Below are 21,615 nucleotides of genomic sequence, written 5' to 3'. Positions count from 1 at the left end.
ATGTCCGCTGAAGGACTCGCCCAGATCACGCTGCGCCCCGGCGCCGGGGAGGGCCTGCGCATGGCCGTCATCTCCGCAGCCTGGAACGCGGAGATCACCGACCGGTTGCACGACCACGCCGTCGCCGCCCTGCGGGAACTCGGCGTGCAGGTCGACGACTGGCGGGTAGCCGGGGCCGTCGAGCTGCCCGTCGTCGCCGCCGAGGCACTGAAGACGCGGGACGCCGTCGTCGCCAACGGTTGCGTCATCCGGGGCGACACCGCCCACTTCGACTATGTCTGCCGGTCGGTCACCGACGGTCTGACCCGGGTCGCCCTTGACGCGGGAAAGCCGGTCGGCAACGGCGTCCTGACGGTGGAGAACCACCAGCAGGCCGTCGACCGCTCCGGCGTCGACGGTGCGGTGGAGGACAAGGGGGCGGACGCCGCCCGCGCCGCCCTGCACTCCGTCCTCGTGCTGCGGGACATCGCCGCGCGGGGGTGACGGGGACCGGTCGGGCACCGGTTAGGCACGGTCGTGGCACCGGGGTAACGTGGGGTGCCGTGAGCGCGGCTGAGACAGTGAAGAACACCCAGGCGACCAGCACCACCGGCGAGGACTGGCAGCTGGTGGTCACCTCCCCCTGGATGCGGAAACTCGCGTGGATCCTCATCGCCGTCGTCATGGTCGTGCACATCTTCATGGCGGTCGTGTCCGGGGTGGGGGACACCGGCGCCACCGTCACGGGTGTGGACCAGGTCTCCTTCATCGGCCTCGGACTGCTGATCTCGGCGGCCTGCCTCCTGCTGCGCCGCCCCCGGGTCCGCGTGAACCGGCGTGGGGTGGAGGTGCGCAACATCTTCGGCGCACAGTTCTACCCGTGGGAGATGATCCACGGCCTGTCCTTCCCCCGGAACAGCCGGTCCGCCCGGCTCGAGCTGCCGGACTTCGAGTTCGTGCCGATGATGGCGATGCAGATCGGGGACAAGGCCACGATCGCCGGGACCGTCGAAGCCTTCCGTACGCTGGAAGACAAGTACATGCCCGACGAGTAGGAGGCCGCAAGCCATGGCAGACCCCGCCTCCTACCGCCCTGCCCCCGGCACGATCCCCACCGACCCGGGGGTCTACACCTTCCGGGACGCCGACGACCGCGTCCTGTACGTCGGCAAGGCCAAGAACCTGCGGAACCGGCTGTCCAACTACTTCCAGGACCCGGCACACCTCAATCCGCGGATCCGCACGATGGTGTACACGGCCGACCACGTGCAGTGGACGGTCGTCTCTAGTGAACTCGAGGCACTCAATCTCGAGTACACGTGGATCAAGAAGTTCGCCCCGCGGTTCAACGTCATGTACCGCGACGACAAGACCTACCCGATGCTCGCGGTCAGCGTGAAGGAGAAGTTCCCCCGCGCGTTCCTCTACCGCGGACCGCGGAAGAAGGGGGTCCGCTACTTCGGGCCGTACCCGAAGGCGTGGGCGATCCGGGAGACCCTGGAATCCCTGACCCGCGTCTTCCCGGTGCGGACCTGCACCGCCGGGGTCTACCGGCGCCACGAGCAGCTGGGACGCCCCTGCCTGCTCGGCTACATCGACCGGTGCTCGGCACCGTGTGTCGGCCGGATCTCGCCGTCACAGCACATGGAGCTGGTCGACGGGTTCTGTTCCTTCCTCGCCGGCGGCAACACCGACCGGGTGATGCGCGACGTCCGCCACGAGATGGAGGCGGCGGCCGGCGACCTGGACTTCGAACGGGCCGCTTCACTGCGGGACCAGCTCGGTGCGATGGAGAAGGCCATGGAGAAGCAGGCCGTGGTCTTCTCCGACCGGACCGACGCCGACCTCATCGCCGTGGTCACCGACGAGCTCGAGGCCGCGGTGCAGATCTTCCACGTCCGCGGCGGACGGATCCGCGGCCAGCGCGGCTGGGTCGTCGAACGGACCGCCTCCACCGAGGACAGCGGTGAGACCGGCGGGGACGGGGTGGCGTCCCTGCTGGAGGATTTCCTCACCCAGTTCTACGGCGAGACCTCGGAGCTGCAGAACGCCACCGAATCCGCGGTGGCCGGCAGCTCGAAGGCGGAGGGGGCGCGCAGCCGGGAGGTGACGCTGGAACCGGTGCCCCGGGAGATCCTCGTGCCCGAACTGCCGACCAATGTCGCGAAACTCACCGAGTGGCTCACCGGCCTGCGGGGGGCGCGGGTCACCGTGCGTACCGCACAGCGCGGTGACAAGCGGGCGCTGATGGAGACCGCCGCCAACAACGCCACCCTGGCACTCAAGCAGCACAAGCTCGCCCGCGTCGGCGACCTCACCGCCCGCACCGCCGCGCTCAAGGAACTGCAGGAGGCGCTGTGGATGGACGAGCCGCCGCTGCGCATCGAGTGCACCGACATCTCGCACATCCAGGGCACCGATGTCGTCGCCAGCCTCGTCGTCTTCGAGGACGGACTGCCCCGCAAGTCGGACTACCGCCGGTACCGCATCAAGGAGGCGGCCGGCGGCGGCCACTCCGACGATGTGGCGTCGATCGCCGAGGTCGTGCGCCGCCGGTTCCGGCGCTACCGCGAGGACCGGTCCGCCGTGCCCGTCGGGGAGGAGACCCTCGGGGCGGAACGGCTGGAGGGTGAGGTCACCGCCGAGGAGGCGGAGGCCGGGTCGAAGAAGTTCGCCTACCCGCCGCAGCTGTTCATCGTCGACGGTGGCCGGCCCCAGGTCGAGGCGGCACAGGCGGTCCTCGACGAGCTCGGGGTGACCGACGTGACCCTGGTGGGCATCGCCAAGCGCCTCGAGGAGATCTGGGTGCCGGGGGAGGAGTACCCGGTGATCGTGCCGCGCAACTCGCAGGCGCTGTACCTGGTGCAGCAGCTGCGCGATGAGGCGCACCGGTTCGCCATCACGTTCCACCGGTCCAGCCGCGGCAAGCGGATGACCCGCTCCGCGCTCGACGACGTGCCGGGGCTGGGGCCGAAGCGGCGGGCGCAGCTGGTGAAGGCCTTCGGGTCGGTGGCGAAGGTCCGCGAGGCGGGGGAGGACGCCGTCGCGGCACTGCCCGGCTTCGGACCGAAACTGGCGGCGAACGTCATCGCGGCATTGTCGCCCGCGGCCGACGGCTAGGATGGTCGCCATGGACACCCGCCGCGAGCATCACACCGAGCATCAGCAGGAGGCGTCCCTCATCCTCGTGACGGGGATGAGCGGCGCCGGCCGGAAGGAGACGGCCACCGTCCTCGAGGAACTCGGCTGGTATGTCGCCGACAACCTCCCGCCGGAGCTCATCACGCGGATGGTCGAACTCAGTTTCTCCTCCGAGTCGCCGGTGGAACGGCTCGCCATCGTCGCCGACGTGCGGTCCCGCGCCTTCGTCGGGTCGCTGACGGAGGTCCTCGGCCGGCTGCACGACACCGGACGCCGGCCGGTGACCCTCTTCCTCGACGCGGACGACCGCACGCTCATCCAGCGGTTCGGTCGGGTGCGGCGCACCCACCCGCTGCAGGGCGACGAGACGCTGCAGGCGGGTATCGACCGGGAGCGGGAGATGCTGCGCGCGATCCGGCAGCGGGCCGACATCGTCATCGACACCTCCGGCACCAGCGTCCACGACCTGCGCCGGATCATCGAGGACTACTTCACCTCACTGTCCGACCGCAAGGAGCACATCACGGTGCAGTCCTTCGGGTTCAAGAACGGCGCGCCCCGCGACGTGGACCTCATGTTCGACGCCCGGTTCCTGCCGAACCCGTACTGGGACCCGCAGCTGCGTGACCACAGCGGCCTGGAGACCGCAGTCTCCGAATTCGTGCTGGACCGCCCGGAGGCCCGCGGCTACCTGGAGGCGGCGGAGCAGCTCGTCACCACCGCCCTGCCCGGGTACCGCCGGGAGGGCAAGCACTTCATCACCGTCGCCGTCGGCTGCACCGGAGGCCAGCACCGCAGCCCCGCCGTCGTCGAGGCCCTCGCCGCACGGCTGCGTGCACTGCCGGACCTCGACGTCCGGACCGTGCACCGGGACCTCGTCCCGTTCGACGGTGCGGAGCAGCCGGGGGAGGCGACCCGGTGACGGCGTCCGACCTGCCCGCCGCGGATCCCGGGCTGCCGAACGAACCGATCCCGGAACCGGCACCTGCCACCGGCACGATCACCTCACTCGGCGGCGGCCACGGACTGTTCGCCACGCTGCGGGCCGCCCGCGCGGCCGCGGTGCGGGTGAACGCCGTGGTCACCGTCGCCGACGACGGCGGTTCCTCCGGCCGGATGCGCCGTGAGCTCGGCACCCTGCCGCCCGGGGACCTGCGCATGGCGCTGGCGGCCCTGGTGGCCGACAATCCGCGGGGCCGGCTGTGGGAGGAGACGCTGCAGTACCGCTTCGGCGGGCACGGCGCCCTGGCCGGGCACGCGGTCGGCAACCTCATCCTCGCCGGCCTCTCCGAGGTCACCGGGTCGAGCATCGCCGCGCTCGACGAACTCTGCACCCTCATGGGCGTCTCCGGCCGGGTGCTGCCCATGTCGCCCGAGCCGTTGGACCTGGAGGCCGAGGTGCTCGGCCTCGGTGAGGACCCCCGGGAGGTCAATGCGGTCCGTGGCCAGGTCGCGGTCGCCTCGACCCCCGGACAGGTCCGGCGGGTCCGGCTGATCCCCACCGATCCGGCGCCGACCCCGGAGGCGGTCCTCGCGATCGAGCAGGCCGACATCGTCACCCTCGGCCCCGGCTCGTGGTTCTCCTCGGTGATCCCGCACCTGCTGGTGCCCGGCATCGTGGACGCCCTGAACCGGACGGACGCCCTGCGGGTCGTCATCATGAACCTCGTGGCCGAGTCCAGCGAGACCAGCGGCTTCTCGATGGAACGGCACATCCACATGCTGCAGCAGCACAACCCCGCGCTGCGGGTCGACGTCGTCGTCGTGGACAGCGCCACGGTCCCGGCCGGGAAGGAACGCCGCCACCTGGAGCGGGCGGCGAAGGGGCTGGGCGCCCGGGTGATCTACCGGGACGTGCGTGAGGACGACGACCGGGGCCGGTGGAGTGACCGTCATTCGCCGTCGAAGATGGCGGTGGTGCTGCGCGAACTCGCCCGGGAACGGACACAGGAAAGGAGCACAGGTGTCGCTGACGTCTGATGTGAAGGAGGAGCTCGCCGTCGTCGTCGTCACGCGACCCGACGTGATGACCGCGGAAGTGGCGGGACTGCTGCGCTACACCGCGGCACTGCATCTCGTGCACGGCGAGGTGGTGGTCGAGGCACAGATCGACACCAGGTCGACGGCACTCCGGCTCGCCGAGGCGGTGGACGAACTGTTCGACCTCCACGTCACGGTGCAGGAGTTCGGCGGGTCACCGACGAATCCCGCCCGCTACCAGCTGCGCTGGAGCCGGGGCGGCACCGAACTCGCCCGGCGCACCGGGCTCATCGACAGGGCGGGGCGTCCGGTGCGGGGACTGCCGCCGTTCATCATCGGCGGCACCGCCGACCAGTGTGTTGCCGCGCTGCGGGGTGCGTTCCTGGCCTGCGGGTCCCTCACCGATCCGGGGCGGTCCTCCGCGCTCGAGATCACCACACCGGGCAATGAGGCGGCGCTGGCGCTCGTCGGTGCCGCCCGGCGGGCGGGGATCACCGCGAAGACCCGGGACAGCCGCGGGGCGGTGAAGGTGGTGGTGCGCGACGGTGACGAGGTCAACGAACTCCTGGCGCTGATGGGCGCCACCCGCAGCCGGCTGGTGTGGGAGGAGCACCGGCGCCGTCGGGAGGTCCGGGCCTCCACCAACCGGCTGGCGAACTTCGACGACGCGAACCTGCGCCGCTCCGCCCGGGCGGCGGTGGTGGCCGCGGCGCGGGCCGAGCGGGCGCTGGCGCTGCTCGGCGACGATGTCCCGGACCACCTCGCCCAGGCCGGGACGCTGCGGGTGCGGCACCGGGAGGCCTCCCTCGAGGAGCTCGGCCGGCTGGCCGACCCGCCGATGACCAAGGACGCCGTCGCCGGCCGCATCCGCCGGCTGCTGACCATGGCGGACCGTCGGGCCGCGGAGCTCGGCGTCCCGGACACCTCGGCCGCCTGCGTCGACGACGGTGACGACGGAGACGGGGCGGGTGGGGAAACCACCCCCGGCAGCGACCCCTGACAGGTACTGTCGGAGGGGACAATGCCCCCACAGAACAGGAGCCCCATCGTGACGGTTCGCGTCGGTATCAACGGATTCGGCCGCATCGGCCGCAACTTCTTCCGCGCACTGCAGGACAGTGACGCTGACCTCGAGGTCGTCGCCTTCAACGACCTCACCGACAACAAGACCCTGGCCAACCTGCTGAAGTACGACTCGATCATGGGACGTCTCGGCAAGGAGGTCACCTACGACGACGAGTCGATCACCGTCGACGGCCGGCGCGTCGTCGTCACCGCCGAGCGGGACCCGAAGAACCTCAACTGGGGGGAGCTGGGGGTGGACATCGTCATCGAGTCCACCGGCTTCTTCACCGACGCGAACGCGGCGAAGGCCCACATCGACGCCGGCGCGAAGAAGGTCATCATCTCCGCCCCGGCGAAGAACGAGGACGGCACCTTCGTCGTCGGCGTCAACCACACCGACTACGACCCCGCCACCCAGCACATCATCTCGAACGCCTCCTGCACCACCAACTGCCTCGCGCCGCTGGCGAAGGTGCTCGACGAGGAATTCGGCATCGTCCGCGGCCTCATGACCACCGTCCACGCCTACACCGGCGACCAGCGGCTGCACGATGCGCCGCACAAGGACCTGCGCCGCGCCCGGGCCGCCGCCCTCAACATCGTGCCGACCTCCACCGGTGCGGCCAAGGCCGTCTCCCTCGTGCTCCCGCAGCTCAAGGGGAAGCTCGACGGCTACGCCCTGCGCGTGCCGGTCCCCACCGGGTCGGTCACCGACCTGACCTTCGAGTCCGCGAAGCCGGTCACCGTCGAGTCGGTCAACGCGGCGCTGAAGAAGGCGTCCGAGGGCGAGCTGGCCGGTGTGCTGGCCTACTCCGACGATGAGCCGCTGGTCTCCACCGACATCGTCGGCGACCCGCACTCCTCGATCTTCGACTCGGGTCTGACCAAGGTCATCGACAACCAGGTCAAGGTCGTCTCCTGGTACGACAACGAATGGGGCTACTCCAGCCGGCTCGTGGACCTCACCGCGTACGTCGCCGAGCGCCTCTGACTATCCTGTACGTATCCCGTCACGACGGGTCGGCCGCAGCCGCCGACCCGTCGTTGGCATGACACGGTACTGATCCTCAACGAAGGAGAACCCCAGCCATGACCGTCAAGACCATCGATGACCTGCTCAGCGACGGAGTTGAAGGCCGCCACATCCTCGTGCGCGCCGACCTCAACGTCCCGCTGGACAACGGTGAGATCACCGACCCCGGCCGGATCGACGCCTCCGTCCCGACCCTGCGCCGCCTGCTGGACGCCGGCGCCCGCGTCATCGTCGCCGCCCACCTCGGCCGCCCGAAGGGGGAGGCGAACCCCGAGTTCTCCCTCGGCCCGGTCGCCGAGGCACTCTCCGAGCGTCTCGACCAGTGGGTGCCGCTCGCCGCCGACGTCACCGGCGAGGACGCCCACGAGCGGGCCAACGGCCTCAACGACGGGGACATCCTCCTGCTGGAGAACGTCCGCTTCGACCCGCGGGAGACCTCGAAGGACGATGCCGAGCGTGCCGCCTTCGCCGCGGAACTCGCCGCGCTGACCGCCGATGACGGTGCGTTCGTCTCCGACGGTTTCGGCGTGGTCCACCGCCGGCAGGCCTCCGTCTACGATGTCGCTACCCTGCTGCCGCACTACGCCGGCGGCCTCGTCGAGGCCGAGCTGGCGGTGCTGCGCCGCGTCTCCGAGCACCCGGAGCACCCCTACGCCGTCGTGCTGGGCGGCTCGAAGGTCTCCGACAAGCTCGGGGTCATCGAGGCCCTCGCCCCGAAGGTCGACAACCTCGTCATCGGCGGCGGCATGTGCTTCACCTTCCTCGCCGCGAAGGGCCTGTCCGTGGGCACCTCCCTGCTGCAGGAGGACATGGTCGATACCTGCCGTGACCTGCTCGAGCGTTTCGGTGACGTCATCGTGCTGCCCACCGACGTCGTCGTCGCGCCGGCCTTCGCCGCCGACAGCCCTGCCACCACCGTCACGGTGGACGCCGTGCCCGACGACCAGATGGGCCTGGACATCGGCCCGGCGTCGGTCGAGGCCTTCGGCACCGTGCTGCGCGGTGCGAAGACCGTGTTCTGGAACGGTCCGATGGGCGTGTTCGAGTTCCCCGCCTTCGCCGACGGGACCCGCGGGGTCGCCCAGGCGATCATCGACGCCACGGCGTCCGGCGCCTTCTCCGTCGTCGGCGGCGGTGACTCGGCCGCGGCCGTGCGCACCCTCGGCCTCGACGAGGACGGCTTCAGCCACATCTCCACCGGCGGCGGTGCCTCCCTCGAGTTCCTCGAGGGCAAGGAACTGCCCGGCATCGCCGTCCTCGAGAAGTAGGGGGGACGGACATGGCACAGACCACGCGCACCCCGCTCATCGCGGGCAACTGGAAGATGAACCTCAACCACCTGGAGGCACTCCAGGTCGTGCAGAAGTTCGACTTCGCCCTGCCCCGCGACTACTACGACCACGTCGACGTGGCCGTCATCCCGCCATTCACCGACATCCGGAGCGTCCAGACCCTCGTCGACGGCGACAAGCTCCTGCTCACCTACGGGGCGCAGGACGTCTCCGCCCACGAGTCCGGCGCCTACACCGGCGAGGTCTCCGCCGCGATGCTCGCGAAGCTCGGCTGCACCTGGGTCGTCGTCGGACACTCCGAACGCCGCCAGTACCACGCCGAGGATGACGCGACCGTCGCCGCCAAGGCCGTCGCTGCCCTGGGCCACGGGCTGCGGCCCATCGTCTGCGTCGGGGAACCGCTCGAGATCCGCGAGGCCGGCGACCACGTCAGCTACGTCGTGGACCAGACCCGGGCCTCGCTCGCCGGGATCCCGGCGGACAAGCTCGCCGACGTCGTCATCGCCTACGAACCGGTCTGGGCGATCGGCACCGGCAAGGTGGCCTCCGCCGCCGACGCCCAGGAGGTGTGCCACGCCGTCCGCGGTGTGGTCGCCGAGCTCGCCGGTGAGGAGACCGCCGCCACGCTGCGGATCCTCTACGGCGGCTCGGTGAAGACCGACTCGGTGGGCGAGCTCGTCAGCCAGCCCGACGTCGACGGCGGCCTGGTCGGCGGGGCGAGCCTCGACGGCGAGGACTTCGCCCGGCTCTGCGCCGCCGCTGCGAAGGCGGTCAGCTAGGGGCACAATGGCCCCATGGCAGACCACCGCACCACCCTGACCGTCCCCGGTACCGCCGTCCCTGCGGTGCCACCGGACGAGGACACCCCGGACGTCATCCCCGGCGTCCGGCAGGACATCCGCTACCTCGGCGCGATCCTCGGCGACGTCATCCGCGAACAGGAGGGCACCGAGGTCTTCGACCTCGTCGAGGCGGCCCGCCGGGCGTCCTTCGCCATCCGGGAGGGCGAGGGCGACGTCGCCGGTCTCGCCGACCGGCTGCGCGACCTCCCGCCGACGACCGCACTGCCGGTGATCCGGGCATTCTGCCACTTCGGCCTGCTCGCCAACCTCGCCGAGGACCTCCACGAGGAGCGGGTCCGCGACCACCGGGCGGACGCCGGGGATCCGCCGCCCGACGCCTCCCTGGACGCCACCTGGCAGGTGCTGTCCGACCGTGGGGTCACCGCGGACCGGGTCGCCGGGGTGATGGCCCACGCCTACGTCGCCCCGGTCCTCACCGCCCACCCCACCGAGACCCGCCGGCGCACCGTCTTCGACGTCCAGTCCGACATCACCGCACTGCTGCGCCGCCGCGGTGACCTGCTGCGCGCGGGCCGCACCGCCCGCAGCGACGCCCGGCTCACCGCCGTGGACACCGACATCCGCCGCCGGGTGACGATCCTCTGGCAGACCGCGCTGATCCGCTCCGTCCGGCCCCGTATCGAGGACGAGATCAACGTCGGCCTGCGCTACTACAGCATCAGCCTGCTGCAGGAGATCCCGCTGCTCAACCGCAGGGTCACCGGCAGGCTGCGGGAACTCTACGGCCCCGGCATCCCCGACACGCCCGTCGTCCGGCCCGGCTCCTGGATCGGCGGCGACCACGACGGCAACCCCTACGTCACCGGGGACACCGTCCGGTTCGCCACCGGACGCGCCGCCCAGACCGTCTTCGACTGGTACCTCGACGAACTCACCGCCCTCGAGCACGAGCTCAGTCTCTCGACGAAGTTCACCGCCGTCAGCGACGGGCTGCTGCTGCTCGCCGAACGGGGCCGCAACGACGTCCCCTCCCGGTCCGACGAACCCTACCGCCGGGCCGTCCACGGCATCCGCGGCCGCCTCGCCGCCACGGCGGTGGACACCCTCGGTGAGGCCGCCGTCGGCGCGGGGGCCGCCCGGCTGCTCACCGAGGGACACGTCCGCTACCGCACCGCCGACCAGCTCCTCGCCGACCTGGAGACCGTCGACCGCTCACTGCGGGGGCACCACGACGACATCATCGCCGACCACCGGCTCGCCACCCTCATCTCCGGGGTCCGCAGCTTCGGCTTCCACCTCCACGCCCTCGACCTGCGGCAGAATTCCGAGAGTTTCGAAACGGTGCTCACCGAACTCTTCGCCCGGGCCGGGGTCACCGACGACTACGCGGCCCTGCCGGAGACGGCGAAGGTCGAGCTGCTGACCCGGGAACTGCACTCGCCGCGTCCCCTCGTCGACCCGCAGGCCGAGTGGTCGGAGGAGACCGGCCGGGAACTCGACATCTTCCGCGCCGCCGCCGAGGCGGCCCGCCGGTTCGGGCCGGAGGTGGTGCCACACTGCATCATCTCCATGGCCTCGACCGTCTCCGACATCCTCGAACCCGCGATCCTGCTGAAGGAGGTCGGGCTGCTGCGGGTTGCCGACGGCGTCCTGTCCGGCGCGGTGGACATCATCCCGCTGTTCGAGACGATCGACGACCTCGCCGGCGGTGCGGCCGTGATGACCGACCTGTGGGGCCACGCCTTCTACCGGGACTACGTCACCGACCACCGGGCCGGCATCCAGGAGGTGATGCTCGGCTACTCCGACTCGAACAAGGACGGCGGGTACTTCGCGGCCAACTGGGCGCTCTACGACGCCGAACTCGCCCTCGTGGCCGCCGCCGCGGACGCCGGGCTCGGCCTGCGCCTGTTCCACGGCCGGGGTGGCACGGTCGGCCGGGGCGGCGGTCCCAGCCATGAGGCGATCCTCGCGCAGCCGGAGGGCGCGGTGCAGGGCAGTGTCCGGATCACCGAGCAGGGCGAGATCATCTCGGCGAAGTACGGCATGCCCGCCGGCGCCCGCCGCAACCTCGAGGCGCTCGTCTCCGCGACGCTGGAGGCCAGTCTCACCCCCGTCGACCGGATCGACGACCCGGAGCGGGCCTACCGGGTGATGGGGGAGATCGCCGCGGTGTCCCGCCGCCGGTACGCGGCACTCATGCACGAGGACGCCGGGTTCATCTGCTACTTCACCTCATCGACCCCGCTGGCGGAGATCGGCAACCTCAACATCGGTTCCCGGCCCAGCTCCCGGAAACCGACCGCCGGCATCGCCGACCTGCGGGCCATCCCGTGGGTGCTGTCCTGGTCCCAGTCGCGGATCATGCTGCCCGGCTGGTTCGGGGTCGGGTCGGCCGTGCGGGACTGGACCGGGGCCGGGGAGGGGCGGATGGCCTACCTGCAGGACCTGTACCGGCGGTGGCCGTTCTTCCGCTCGGTGCTGTCGAACATGGCGCAGGTCATGGCGAAGGCCGACCTGAACATCGCCGAGCTCTACGCCGGTCTCGTCCCCGACCGGGCCGACGCGGAGCGCATCTTCGGCACCATCGCCGCGGAGTTCCACCTCACGCTCGACATGTACCTGCAGATCACGGGCCGGTCGTCGCTGCTCGACGACAATCCCGGGCTGGCGGTCTCGATGCGCGACCGGATCCCGTACCTCATCCCGCTGAATGTGCTGCAGCTCGAACTGCTGCGCCGGTACCGGGCCGGGGACGAGTCGGCGGACGTCCTCGACGGCATCCGGTTGACGATGAACGGACTCGCGACCGGGCTACGGAACTCGGGCTAGGGCGGTGGTAGGGTAGGACCGTTATCCGTCCCCGAGCGAACGTAAGGCATCCGACGATGATTCTCACCCTCCAGATCGTCCTGGTGGTCACCAGCCTGATCATGGGACTGTCCGTCCTGCTGCACAAGGGCAAGGGCGGTGGACTGTCCAGCCTGTTCGGCGGCGGTATGCAGTCGAACCTCTCGGGGTCCACCGTGGTGGAGAAGAACCTCGACCGGCTGACGATCATCAGCGCGGTCATCTGGGTGGCGGCCGTGATCGGCCTCAACCTGGTCCTGCAGTACGACCTCTAGGACGACCTCTGGGCCGGGTCGGCGGCGGCGTCCACGTGGAGCACCGTGCCGACCGAGCCGCGGGCGGCGGCGGCCGGCCACTGCGCCGGATCATCACCGCGCAGGGCATGGCCGGCGGCCTCCCGCTTCGCCGCACCGCACACCAGCAGCCACACCTGCCGGGCGCGGCCGAGTGCACCGAGGGTGAGGGAGACCCGGGACGGCGGGGGCTTGGGGCAGCCCCGTACCGCCACGACCGGGGCCGTGGCGTCCAGCGCGGGGGCGTGGGGGAACAGTGAATTGACGTGCCCCTCCGGGCCCATCCCCAGCAGATGCAGGTCGAAGCCCGCCGGGGCGAACTCGGCGAGGGTCGCGGCATAGGCCTGCGCCGCGGCGTCGAGGCCCGGGCCGGCCGGATCCTCACCGGTGGCCGGGGCGGGGTAGCGGTGCACGTTCTCCGGGGGGATGCCGACATGGTCGAGCAGGGCGGCGTCCGCCTGGCCCTCGTTGCGCTCGGGGTCGTCCCGCGGGACGTAGCGCTCGTCGCCGAAGAAGACGTGGACCCGACGCCAGTTCACCGCGGCGATGGGGTAGCTGTCCGCGGTCACCCGGGCGGCGTGGTCCAGCCGCGCCAGTTCGTGGAGGACGGCGATGCCCGCCCCGCCGCCGGTCAGGACGATACGGGCGTAGCCGTCGGGGCCGTCGGCACCGCCCACCCCGGTCCCTTCCCCGTCGGTGCCCTGGACCGTGACGAGGAGGTCGACGATGTCGCGGGCCACGCCACGGGCGAGGTCGTCCTGGTCGGCCCAGGTCCGCAGTGTCGCGGCGTTCACCGGGGACTCGCCTGCTCGCTGAAGGCGGCGGGATCGACCCGGTCGCGGGGGATGTGGACCCGCGGCAGGCCGTGGAGGGCGTCGCCGAAGGCCGTGTCCGGCTCCAGGTGGCGCAGTTCCTCGGCGAGGCATTCGCCGACGGTGCGGCGGTGCAGGGTGACGATGTTGCTCGTGCCGTCACCCGCGTCGACCCGGACGGTGCGGTGGTCGGCGACCTCCATGACGAGGTCACCCCCGGCGCAGTGCAGGACCGCCCGCTGGATCGGCGGCGTCGGACGCCCCTCCGCGTCGAGCGGCACCGCCGGAGCCCCGGAACTCTGCCGGGTCACCGTGATGTCGAGCCGGTCGGCGAGCCAGCCGGCGGCGATGTCCACCGCCGGGTCCTCGGCCGGGCCGGTGATCTCCGCGGCCTCCACCGGGTCGCCGGGACGCTGGTCCAGGGCGCTGGCCAGCAGGCCGCGCCACTGGGTGATCCGGCTCCACACCAGGTCGGAGTCGCCGCGGGAGAAGCCGATCCGGCGACGGAAGATCGCCTTGGACCCCTTGCCCGCGGCGGCGTCGGCGAAGCTGTCGGTGATCCGGCGGGTCGCCAGGGCACCGAGCGCGTCGCCCGCCGGGTTCCGCGGTGAGGTGAACGGCCACCACACGACCACCGGGGTGTCCGGCAGCAGCAGCGGCATGACGACGTTGTCGGCATGGTCGGCGAGCTCGCCGTGCAGCCGCAGGAGGATGACCTCCGAGGCGCCGGCCTCACCGCCGAGCCGGATGCGGGCGTCCATGCTCACCCGGTCGGTCGACCGGTCGTGGATGACGATGATGACGCGGGCCGGGTGCTCCCGGGACGCCTCGTTGGTGGCCGCCACGACGGCGTCCAGGTCCTCCTCGGAACGTACCGAGACGATGAGGGTGAGCACGCGGCCGGTGGCGACCTCCCCGCGTTCCTCGCGCAGTGCGCGCAGCCGGCGGGTCAGTTCCCCGGTCGTCGTCCGGCCCAGGTCGAGATCCGAGCTTCCGTCGAGTGTGTCGGTCACGGTTGTGTCGGTCACGGTCGCCTCCACGTCCTTGCGTTGCGGTTGAGCATCCGGTCTGCGCCGGCCGGGCCCCAGGTCCCGGCCGCGTATTCCTCGGGCTGGCCGGACGCCGCCCAGTAGTCGAGGACCGGGTCGAGGATGCGCCAGGCTTCCTCGACCTCCTCGTTGGTGGGGAACAGGCTCGCCTCGTCGAGCAGGGCGTCGAGGATGAGCCGTTCGTAGGCCTCCGGCGACTGCTCGGTGAACGCCTCCGAGTAGGAGAAGTCCATGTTCACGTCGCGGACGTCCATCGCCGAGCCCGGGACCTTCGACCCGAAGCGCAGCAGCACGCCCTCATCGGGCTGGACCCGGATGACGAGCGCGTTGTCGCCCTGCGCCTCGGTCTGCCCGGCGCCGAACGGCTGGTGCGGGGCGGACTTGAAGACCAGGGCGATCTCCGTGACCCGCCGGCCGAGCCGCTTCCCGGTGCGCAGGTAGAACGGGACGCCGGCCCAGCGCCGCGAATTGATGCCGAACGTCGCCGCCGCGTAGGTCTCCGTCCCGGAATCCGGGTCGAACCCGCCCTCCTCGCGGAGGCCGGGGACGAACTCGGAGCCCTGCCAGCCGGCGGTGTACTGGCCGCGCGCCGTCGTCTGGGTGAACGGGCCGGTGGCGGAGGTCGCCTTGAGGACCTTGAGTTTCTCCGCCTTCAGTTCGTCGGGGGCGAAGGTGACCGGCTCCTCCATCGCCACGAGGGCGAGCAGCTGGAGCAGGTGGTTCTGCATGACGTCGCGGGCGGCGCCGATGCCGTCGTAGTAGCCGGCGCGGCCGCCCAGGCCGATGTCCTCGGCCATGGTGATCTGGACGTGGTCGATGTAGCGCGAGTTGAACAGCGGCTCGAAGATCTGGTTGGCGAAGCGCAGGACCATGATGTTCTGCACGGTCTCCTTGCCCAGGTAGTGGTCGATGCGGAAGACCGACGACTCGGGGAAGACCGCGTTGACCGTCCGGTTCAGCTCCTCGGCGGAGGCCTGGTCACGTCCGAAGGGCTTCTCGATGACCACCCGCCGCCAGCCGGTCTCACTGTCAGCCAGTCCGGCGCGTTCCAGCTGGTTGCACACGTCGGAGAAGAACTGCGGCGGGACCGACAGGTAGTAGGCCCAGTTGCCGCGCGTGCCGCGCTCCTCGTCGAGCCGGCGGGTCATCGCCGCCAGGTCGTCGAAGGCCGAGTCGGTGACGAAGTCACCCTGCACGAACCGGATGCCGGAGGCGAGCTGCTCCCATACCGAGTCCCGCCAGGGCGTCCGGACCCGGTCGCGGACCGAGTCGAGCACCTCGGCGGTGAACTGCTCCGCGGTCCAGTCGCGGCGGCCGTAGCCGATGAGACTGAATCCGGCGGGCAGCAGACCGCGGTTGGCGAGGTCGTAGACCGCCGGGAGGAGTTTCTTGCGCGCCAGATCGCCGGTGACGCCGAAGATGACGAGCCCGCAGGGACCGGCGATGCGGGGGAGACGACGGTCGTTGCCGTCGCGCAACGGATTGCCGGCGAGGCTCACAGCCGCTCCCCGATGGTGTCGAGCAGTTCCTGCCAGGAGGCGACGAACTTGTCGACACCCTCGGTCTCCAGCACCGTGAAGACGTCGTCGAGGTCGATGCCCGTGGCGACGAGGTCGGCGAAGACCCGGCCCGCCTCGTCGCCTGTGCCGCTGAGCGTGTCACCGGTGACCTCGGCGTGGTCGAGGGTCGCGGTGAGGGTGTTCTCCGGCATCGTGTTGACGGTGTGCGGTCCGACGAGCCCGGTGACGTAGAGGGTGTCCGGGTAGTCCGGGTTCTTCACCGAGGTGGAGGCCCACAGCGGGCGCTGGACGTGCGCCCCGGCGGCGGCGAGGTCCGCCCACCGGGCGTCCTGCAGCAGGTCGTCGGTGAACGCCTGGTAGGCCAGGCGGGCGTTCGCCACCCCGGCCTTCCCCTTCAGCGCGGCGGCGGCCGGGGTGTCGGCCCGGTCGAGCCGACGGTCGATCTCGGTGTCCACCCGGGAGACGAAGAAGCTCGCCACCGAGTGGATGGTGGACAGGTCGTGGCCGTTGTCCCGGGCGGCGGTGATGCCGTCGAGGAAGGCGGCGATGACCTGCCGGTAGCGGGCCACCGAGAAGATCAGCGTGACGTTCACGCTGATGCCCTTGGCGAGGACCTCGGTGATCGCCGGGAGGCAGACCTCGGTGGCGGGGATCTTGATCATCACGTTGGGACGCCCCACCCGCTCCGCGAGTTCCTCCGCCTGCCGCACGGTGGCGGCGGGATCCTGGGCGAGCCGGGGATCCACCTCGATGGACACCCGGCCGTCCACCCCGTCGGTGGCGGAGTAGGTGTCGGCGAAGATGTCGCAGGCGTTCCGCACGTCGTCGACGGCCATGGCGAAGACCGCGTCGGTGACGTCGGCGCCGGCCTCCTTCAGCTCGGCGATCTGGTCGTCGTAGGCGGTGCCCTGCGACATCGCGGCGGCGAAGATCGCCGGGTTGGTGGTGACGCCGACGATGCCGGAGCCGGCGATCAGGTCAGCGAGGTTACCGCTGCGGATCCGGTCGCGGGACAGGTCGTCGAGCCAGACCGAGGTGCCGGCGGCGGACAGCGCGTCGACCGGGGTGGTGGAGGTCGAGGAGGTCATCGGTGATCAACCAGCTTTCTGGAGGGGGGAGGGGACTAGACGAGTTCGCGGGCCGCGGCGGCGACGGCCTCCGCGGTGATGCCGAACTCGCGGAACAGGGTCTTGTAGTCGGCGGAGGCACCGAAGTGCTCCAGGGAGATGTTGCGGCCGGTGAGCCCGGTGTACGCCTTCCACGGCATGGCGATCCCGGCCTCGACCGACACGCGGGCGGTGACGGCGGCGGGCAGGACCGACTCGCGGTAGGCGGCGTCCTGCGCCTCGAACCACTCCATGCACGGCACCGAGACGACCCGGGTGCCGATGCCCTCGGACTCCAGGGCGGCGGCGGCCTCGACGGCGAGCTGCACCTCGGAGCCGGTGCCGAGCAGGATGACCTGCGGGACCTCGGTGGAGGACTCGACGAGGACGTAGGCGCCGCGGGCGACACCCTCGGCGGCCCTGTCCGCGGTGCCCTCGAGCACCGGCACGCCCTGCCGGGTGAGGATGAGGGCCTTCGGCGCGGCCGGGGCCTTCAGTGCGGCGGCCCAGGCCTGCACGGCCTCGTTGGCGTCCGCCGGGCGGATGACCGACAGGTTCGGGATGGCGCGCAGCGCGGCCAGGTGCTCGACCGGCTGGTGGGTCGGGCCGTCCTCGCCCAGACCGATCGAGTCGTGGGTCCACACGTAGTAGACGTCGGTGCTCATCAGGGCGCCGAGGCGGACCGCACCGCGCATGTAGTCGGCGAACTGGAGGAAGGTCGCACCGTAGGGCCGGGTACCGCCGTGCAGGGCGATACCGTTGAGGATCGCGCCCATGCCGTGCTCGCGGATACCGAAGTGGAGGTTGCGGCCGTAGGGCTCGGCGGTCCAGGCGTCGGTGGAGATGGACTCCGGACCGAAGGACGGGGAGCCCTTGATGATGGTGTTGGTGGACCCGGCGAGGTCGGCCGAGCCGCCCCACAGCTCCGGCAGGGTGGCGCCGAGCGCCTGGAGGGCGGCCTCGGAGGCCTTACGGGTGGCGAGCGATTCGCCGGCGTCCCAGGTCGGCAGGTCGGCGTCGAAGCCGGCCGGGAGTTCCCGGGCGGACAGCCGGTCGAACAGGGCCTTGTTCTCCGGGTTGGCGGCGGCCCAGGCGTCGAACCGCTCCTGCCAGGCGGCGTGGTCGGCGGCGGCGCGGTCACGCAGGCCGCGGGTGTGGGCGATGACCTCGTCGGCGACGGCGAAATTCTGCGCCGGGTCGAACCCGAGCGCCTCCTTGACGCCGGCGACCTCGTCACCGCCCAGGGCGGCACCGTGCACGCCGCCGGTGTTCATCTTCGTCGGGGCGGGGTAGCCGATGACCGACCGGATGCGGATGAAGCTCGGGCGGTCGGTGTCCGCCTGCGCCGCGCTGACGGCGGCCAGGATGCCGGTGACGTCCTCGGCGTTCGCCTCGAGCGTCTGCCAGCCGTAGGAGGCGTAGCGGGCGACGACATCCTCGGTGAAGGCGATCTCCGTGTCGTCCTCGATGGAGATCGAGTTGTCGTCCCAGAACACGATGAGGTTGCCGAGCTGCTGGGTGCCCGCGAGCGAGGACGCCTCGGCGGTCACGCCCTCCTGCATGTCCCCGTCGGAGGCGATGACGTAGATGCGGTGGTCGAAGGGGGACTCGCCGGCGGGGGCGGCCGGATCGAACAGGCCGCGCTCCCGGCGGGCGGCCATCGCCATGCCCACGGCGGAGGCCAGGCCCTGGCCGAGCGGACCGGTGGTGATCTCCACACCGGCGGTCTCACCGACCTCGGGGTGGCCCGGGGTCTTCGAGCCCCAGGTCCGCAGCGACTCGAGATCCTCGAGCTCCAGACCGAAACCGCCGAGGTAGAGCTGGATGTACTGGGTCAGCGAGCTGTGGCCGGCCGACAGGACGAACCGGTCGCGACCGGCCCAGCGGGTGTCCGCCGGATCGTGGCGCAGCACCCGCTGGTAGAGGGTGTAGGCCAACGGGGCCAGGGACATCGCGGTGCCGGGGTGGCCCGACCCGACCTTCTCGACGGCGTCCGCCGCCAGGACGCGGGCGGTGTCCACCGCCCGGGTGTCCAGCTCGGTCCAGTCGTCCGGGTAGTGCCGGACGGTACGGGCCTCGAGTTCCGGGGGGAGAGTCACGCTGGTGCTGCCTTCCTGCTGTGGTCCGCCCGTGGTCCGCCGGGGTCGACGGGGGTCGGAAAAGTGCTCACGGGATTTACCTGAGCCAGTGTAGATGCACGGCCCCGACCGGCGACAGGGGAGCGGCGGTTACCGGTGCGGGACGCCCCTCGGGTAACCTGACGGACTGGCAGACCTGCCGCCGGGACACCTGTGTCCGGACGACAGGCGCAGTGACGGGAACAGTGCGGCATGACGGCGTTACGGAGGCGTTCGAACCGGTGGAGAAGATCAAGGCGTACCTCGCACTGACGAAGCCGCGGGTCATCGAACTTCTCCTCGTCGCCACGATCCCGGCGATGCTGCAGGCGCAGCGCGGCGAGATCGATCTGGGGCTCGTCCTGCTCACGCTCGTCGGCGGATGGATGGGGGCCGCCTCGGCGAACGCCTTCAACATGGTCGCCGACTACGACATCGACCAGCTGATGCGCCGGACCCGGCGGCGTCCGCTGGCCAAGCACACCGTCACCAAGGGGCACGCCACGGTCTTCGCCTGGGTGCTCATGGTCGCCAGCTTCCTCTGGCTCTGGCTGCTGTGTGACTCGCTGCTCGCCGGCCTGTTCATCCTGCTCACCGTGTGGTTCTACATCTACGTCTACACGAAGTGGCTGAAGCGCCGGACCTGGCAGAACGTGATCTGGGGCGGCGCCGCGGGCTGCATGCCCGTCATGGTGGGCTGGGCCGTCGTCACCGACGCGAACGGTGGCGCCTTCCACGCCGGCTGGGGTTCCTGGGCGCAGGCCGTCATCCTGTTCCTCATCATCTTCTTCTGGACGCCGCCGCACACCTGGGCGCTCGGCATGCGTTACCGCGAGGACTACGAGGCGGCCGGCGTGCCGATGATGCCGGTGGTCAAGCCGCCGCTGGAGGTCACCCGCCAGATCCTCTGGTACACGTGGGCGACGGTGATCTGCTCGCTGCTCCTCGTCCCCGCGGCGGGCTGGGTCTACGGTGTCATCGCCGTGGTCAGCGGTGCCTGGTTCATCATCCGGGCGCACGGCCTGCACAACGGCGTGAAGAAGGGCGTGAAGGTCAAGCCCATGAACCTCTTCTTCCTGTCGAACAACTACCTCTCCATCCTCTTCGTCGGTCTGTCGGTGGACGCCGTCATCGGCCTGGAGACGGTCTCGGAGATGCTCGGGTTCTGACGGCCCTGACGCCGTTCCCGCCGGGGGAGAGGAGAGAGACCCGCTGACCGCACGTCGGTCAGCGGGTCTTCCCGTCTGTCGGGCGGTGCCGGCACGGCGCTGCCCGGGTGAACGGCAGATACTTCCCTCCCCGTCACCGTTTCAGGCTGGACGGCGGTGACAGGGCGTGCAGTATCTGCCGTTCACCGGGACACAGCTGTCCGGCAGACAGCACTGTGCCCCGGGGGACGTGACAGCAGGTGTCGCGTGCCCCGGGGCAGCAGGAGGGGGAACAGGTCAGTCGCGGCTGTCCTGCGCGTCGAGCTCGGCGTCCCAGTGGTCGAAGTCGCGGGTGAGCGACTCCTCACCCCGGCGGAACCGCATCGACCACAGCAGACCGGTCGCCCCGGTGAGGATGGCGGAGCCGATGACGTGCAGCGGCACCGACCAGCTCGGCACATTGAGGTTGTACTGCAGGATCCCCACCGCGGCCTGCAGCACGATCCCGACGATGAGCCACCCGGCGGCGATCCGGAGCCGCCGGTCGACCCGGACGGCGAACAGGCCGGCGAGCAGCCCGATCGTCACACCCAGGTACAGGTACATGGCGTGGGCGTGCAGGTTCGCGATCTCGATGAGTTCGATCTGCAGCCGGTTCGCCGGCAGGATCTTCTCGTCGCCGGCGTGCGGCCCGGCACTGGTCGTCATCGTCCCGGTGACGAGCACCACCGCCAGCGCCAGGGCCGAGATCCACGTCGCCCAGCGCAGGGCGGTGGGCATGGCCGCACGCTTCGGGGCGGCGTCCGGTTCGGTGATCTTCACGACGAGCACCGCGGCGAAGAAGGTGAGCAGCATCGACGGCAGGAAGTGCGCCATGACCATCCACCAGGCCAGGTCGAGGTGCACGGTGATCCCGCCGACCACCGCCTGGACGATGATGCCGATGCCCTCGAGGAAGGCGATGTGCAGCAGGCTGCTGCGGCGGGCCGCGCGGATGACCGCGAGGAAGGCGAGGATCGCCGCGACCGAGACGACGAAGGTGAGCAGCCGGTTACCGAACTCGATCGCCTGGTGCAGTGCGGGGGCGGCGCCCGATTCGGGCACCAGCGACCCGGGCTGGCACTGCGGCCAGGTCGGGCAGCCCAGTCCGGATCCGGTGACGCGCACGAGGGAGCCGGTGAAGGTGATGCCGCCCTGGCAGAACAGGAGGATGAGGGCGTAGAGCCGCTGGCGCCGCACCGACGGGACGCGGAACCGGGTGCACAGCCGGACGATCGCGGCGTAGAACAGGAGCATCGCCCGGTCGGCCGGATTCGTGGCCGCCGCCCGGGCCTTCAGCCGCTGCCGGGCCTCGGCTGCGGTGGCCGGCTGGGCGGCCGGGGAGGTGCTGGGATGGTCCGTCGTGGAGGTCGTCACGGGGCTGCAGT

18 protein-coding genes are annotated in these 21,615 nt (G+C 71.0%); 12 read left to right on the top strand and 6 right to left on the bottom strand.

The annotated features are described in order from the left end of the window. From ribH to secG, 11 genes are all read left to right on the top strand, one after another. On the top strand, window positions 1–483 hold the full coding sequence (gene ribH / locus FSW06_RS03180; RefSeq protein ID WP_010118452.1) for a 6,7-dimethyl-8-ribityllumazine synthase: 483 nt from the start codon (window positions 1–3) through the stop codon (window positions 481–483). 59 nt (window positions 484–542) lie between these two features. Continuing rightward, window positions 543–1,034, top strand: a complete 492-nt coding sequence (locus FSW06_RS03175) for a PH domain-containing protein (protein ID WP_420794961.1) — start codon at window positions 543–545, stop codon at window positions 1,032–1,034. Window positions 1,035–1,047: 13 nt separating this feature from the next. Next, complete coding sequence (uvrC, locus tag FSW06_RS03170; RefSeq protein WP_010118454.1) at window positions 1,048–3,099, top strand: excinuclease ABC subunit UvrC; 2,052 nt, start codon at window positions 1,048–1,050, stop codon at window positions 3,097–3,099. Window positions 3,100–3,109: 10 nt separating this feature from the next. Continuing rightward, window positions 3,110–4,042 (top strand): RNase adapter RapZ, encoded by a 933-nt coding sequence (gene rapZ, locus FSW06_RS03165; protein WP_010118455.1) that lies wholly within the window; start codon window positions 3,110–3,112, stop codon window positions 4,040–4,042. Beyond that, window positions 4,039–5,100: a gluconeogenesis factor YvcK family protein gene (locus FSW06_RS03160; RefSeq protein WP_010118457.1), complete on the top strand. Its 1,062-nt coding sequence runs from the start codon at window positions 4,039–4,041 to the stop codon at window positions 5,098–5,100. The genes rapZ and FSW06_RS03160 overlap by 4 nt, the downstream gene beginning before the upstream one ends. After that, window positions 5,084–6,100: a DNA-binding protein WhiA gene (whiA, locus tag FSW06_RS03155; protein WP_010118459.1), complete on the top strand. Its 1,017-nt coding sequence runs from the start codon at window positions 5,084–5,086 to the stop codon at window positions 6,098–6,100. The genes FSW06_RS03160 and whiA overlap by 17 nt, the downstream gene beginning before the upstream one ends. A 48-nt stretch (window positions 6,101–6,148) precedes the next feature. After that, a complete protein-coding gene (gene gap, locus FSW06_RS03150) occupies window positions 6,149–7,156 on the top strand; it encodes a type I glyceraldehyde-3-phosphate dehydrogenase (protein ID WP_010118461.1) in 1,008 nt (335 codons plus the stop codon). A 98-nt stretch (window positions 7,157–7,254) separates the two neighbouring features. Further along, complete coding sequence (locus tag FSW06_RS03145) at window positions 7,255–8,466, top strand: phosphoglycerate kinase (RefSeq protein WP_010118462.1); 1,212 nt, start codon at window positions 7,255–7,257, stop codon at window positions 8,464–8,466. A gap of 11 nt (window positions 8,467–8,477) precedes the next feature. Beyond that, window positions 8,478–9,269, top strand: coding sequence for a triose-phosphate isomerase (gene tpiA, locus FSW06_RS03140; protein ID WP_010118464.1), 792 nt, complete (start codon window positions 8,478–8,480; stop codon window positions 9,267–9,269). 15 nt (window positions 9,270–9,284) lie between these two features. Further along, window positions 9,285–12,125, top strand: a complete 2,841-nt coding sequence (gene ppc / locus FSW06_RS03135; protein ID WP_010118466.1) for a phosphoenolpyruvate carboxylase — start codon at window positions 9,285–9,287, stop codon at window positions 12,123–12,125. 56 nt (window positions 12,126–12,181) lie between these two features. Next, window positions 12,182–12,418, top strand: a complete 237-nt coding sequence (secG, locus tag FSW06_RS03130; protein ID WP_010118467.1) for a preprotein translocase subunit SecG — start codon at window positions 12,182–12,184, stop codon at window positions 12,416–12,418. Here the strand turns inward: secG and pgl are convergent. From pgl to tkt, 5 genes are read right to left on the bottom strand one after another with little or no spacing between them, the layout of a single operon-like run. Further along, window positions 12,415–13,230, bottom strand: coding sequence for a 6-phosphogluconolactonase (gene pgl / locus FSW06_RS03125; RefSeq protein WP_010118469.1), 816 nt, complete (start codon window positions 13,228–13,230; stop codon window positions 12,415–12,417). The genes secG and pgl overlap by 4 nt on opposite strands. After that, window positions 13,227–14,276: a glucose-6-phosphate dehydrogenase assembly protein OpcA gene (locus FSW06_RS03120; RefSeq protein WP_139024359.1), complete on the bottom strand. Its 1,050-nt coding sequence runs from the start codon at window positions 14,274–14,276 to the stop codon at window positions 13,227–13,229. Before FSW06_RS03120 ends, pgl begins: the two co-directional genes overlap by 4 nt. Beyond that, window positions 14,273–15,796, bottom strand: coding sequence for a glucose-6-phosphate dehydrogenase (zwf, locus tag FSW06_RS03115; protein ID WP_010118471.1), 1,524 nt, complete (start codon window positions 15,794–15,796; stop codon window positions 14,273–14,275). The genes FSW06_RS03120 and zwf overlap by 4 nt, the downstream gene beginning before the upstream one ends. Beyond that, window positions 15,793–16,905 carry a transaldolase gene (gene tal / locus FSW06_RS03110; protein WP_010118472.1) on the bottom strand — a complete coding sequence of 371 codons (1,113 nt, stop codon included), beginning with the start codon at window positions 16,903–16,905 and terminating at the stop codon, window positions 15,793–15,795. Before tal ends, zwf begins: the two co-directional genes overlap by 4 nt. A gap of 35 nt (window positions 16,906–16,940) precedes the next feature. After that, the gene (tkt, locus tag FSW06_RS03105; protein WP_010118474.1) at window positions 16,941–19,022 is read right to left on the bottom strand and encodes a transketolase; all 2,082 of its coding nucleotides are present in this window, start codon (window positions 19,020–19,022) and stop codon (window positions 16,941–16,943) included. Between the two features lie 260 nt (window positions 19,023–19,282). Here tkt and FSW06_RS03100 point away from each other — a divergent pair, with 260 nt between their 5' ends. After that, window positions 19,283–20,209: a heme o synthase gene (locus tag FSW06_RS03100; RefSeq protein WP_010118476.1), complete on the top strand. Its 927-nt coding sequence runs from the start codon at window positions 19,283–19,285 to the stop codon at window positions 20,207–20,209. Window positions 20,210–20,485: 276 nt separating this feature from the next. On the opposite strand, the gene FSW06_RS03095 is transcribed toward FSW06_RS03100, so the two are convergent. Then, a complete protein-coding gene (locus FSW06_RS03095) occupies window positions 20,486–21,604 on the bottom strand; it encodes a COX15/CtaA family protein (protein WP_010118478.1) in 1,119 nt (372 codons plus the stop codon). Between the last annotated feature and the right edge of the window lie 11 nt (window positions 21,605–21,615).

Source organism: Corynebacterium nuruki S6-4 (genome assembly GCF_007970465.1).
In the GTDB taxonomy this organism is placed as follows: Bacteria; Actinomycetota; Actinomycetes; order Mycobacteriales; family Mycobacteriaceae; genus Corynebacterium; species Corynebacterium nuruki.
This window is presented reverse-complemented; position numbering and strand designations above follow the sequence as displayed.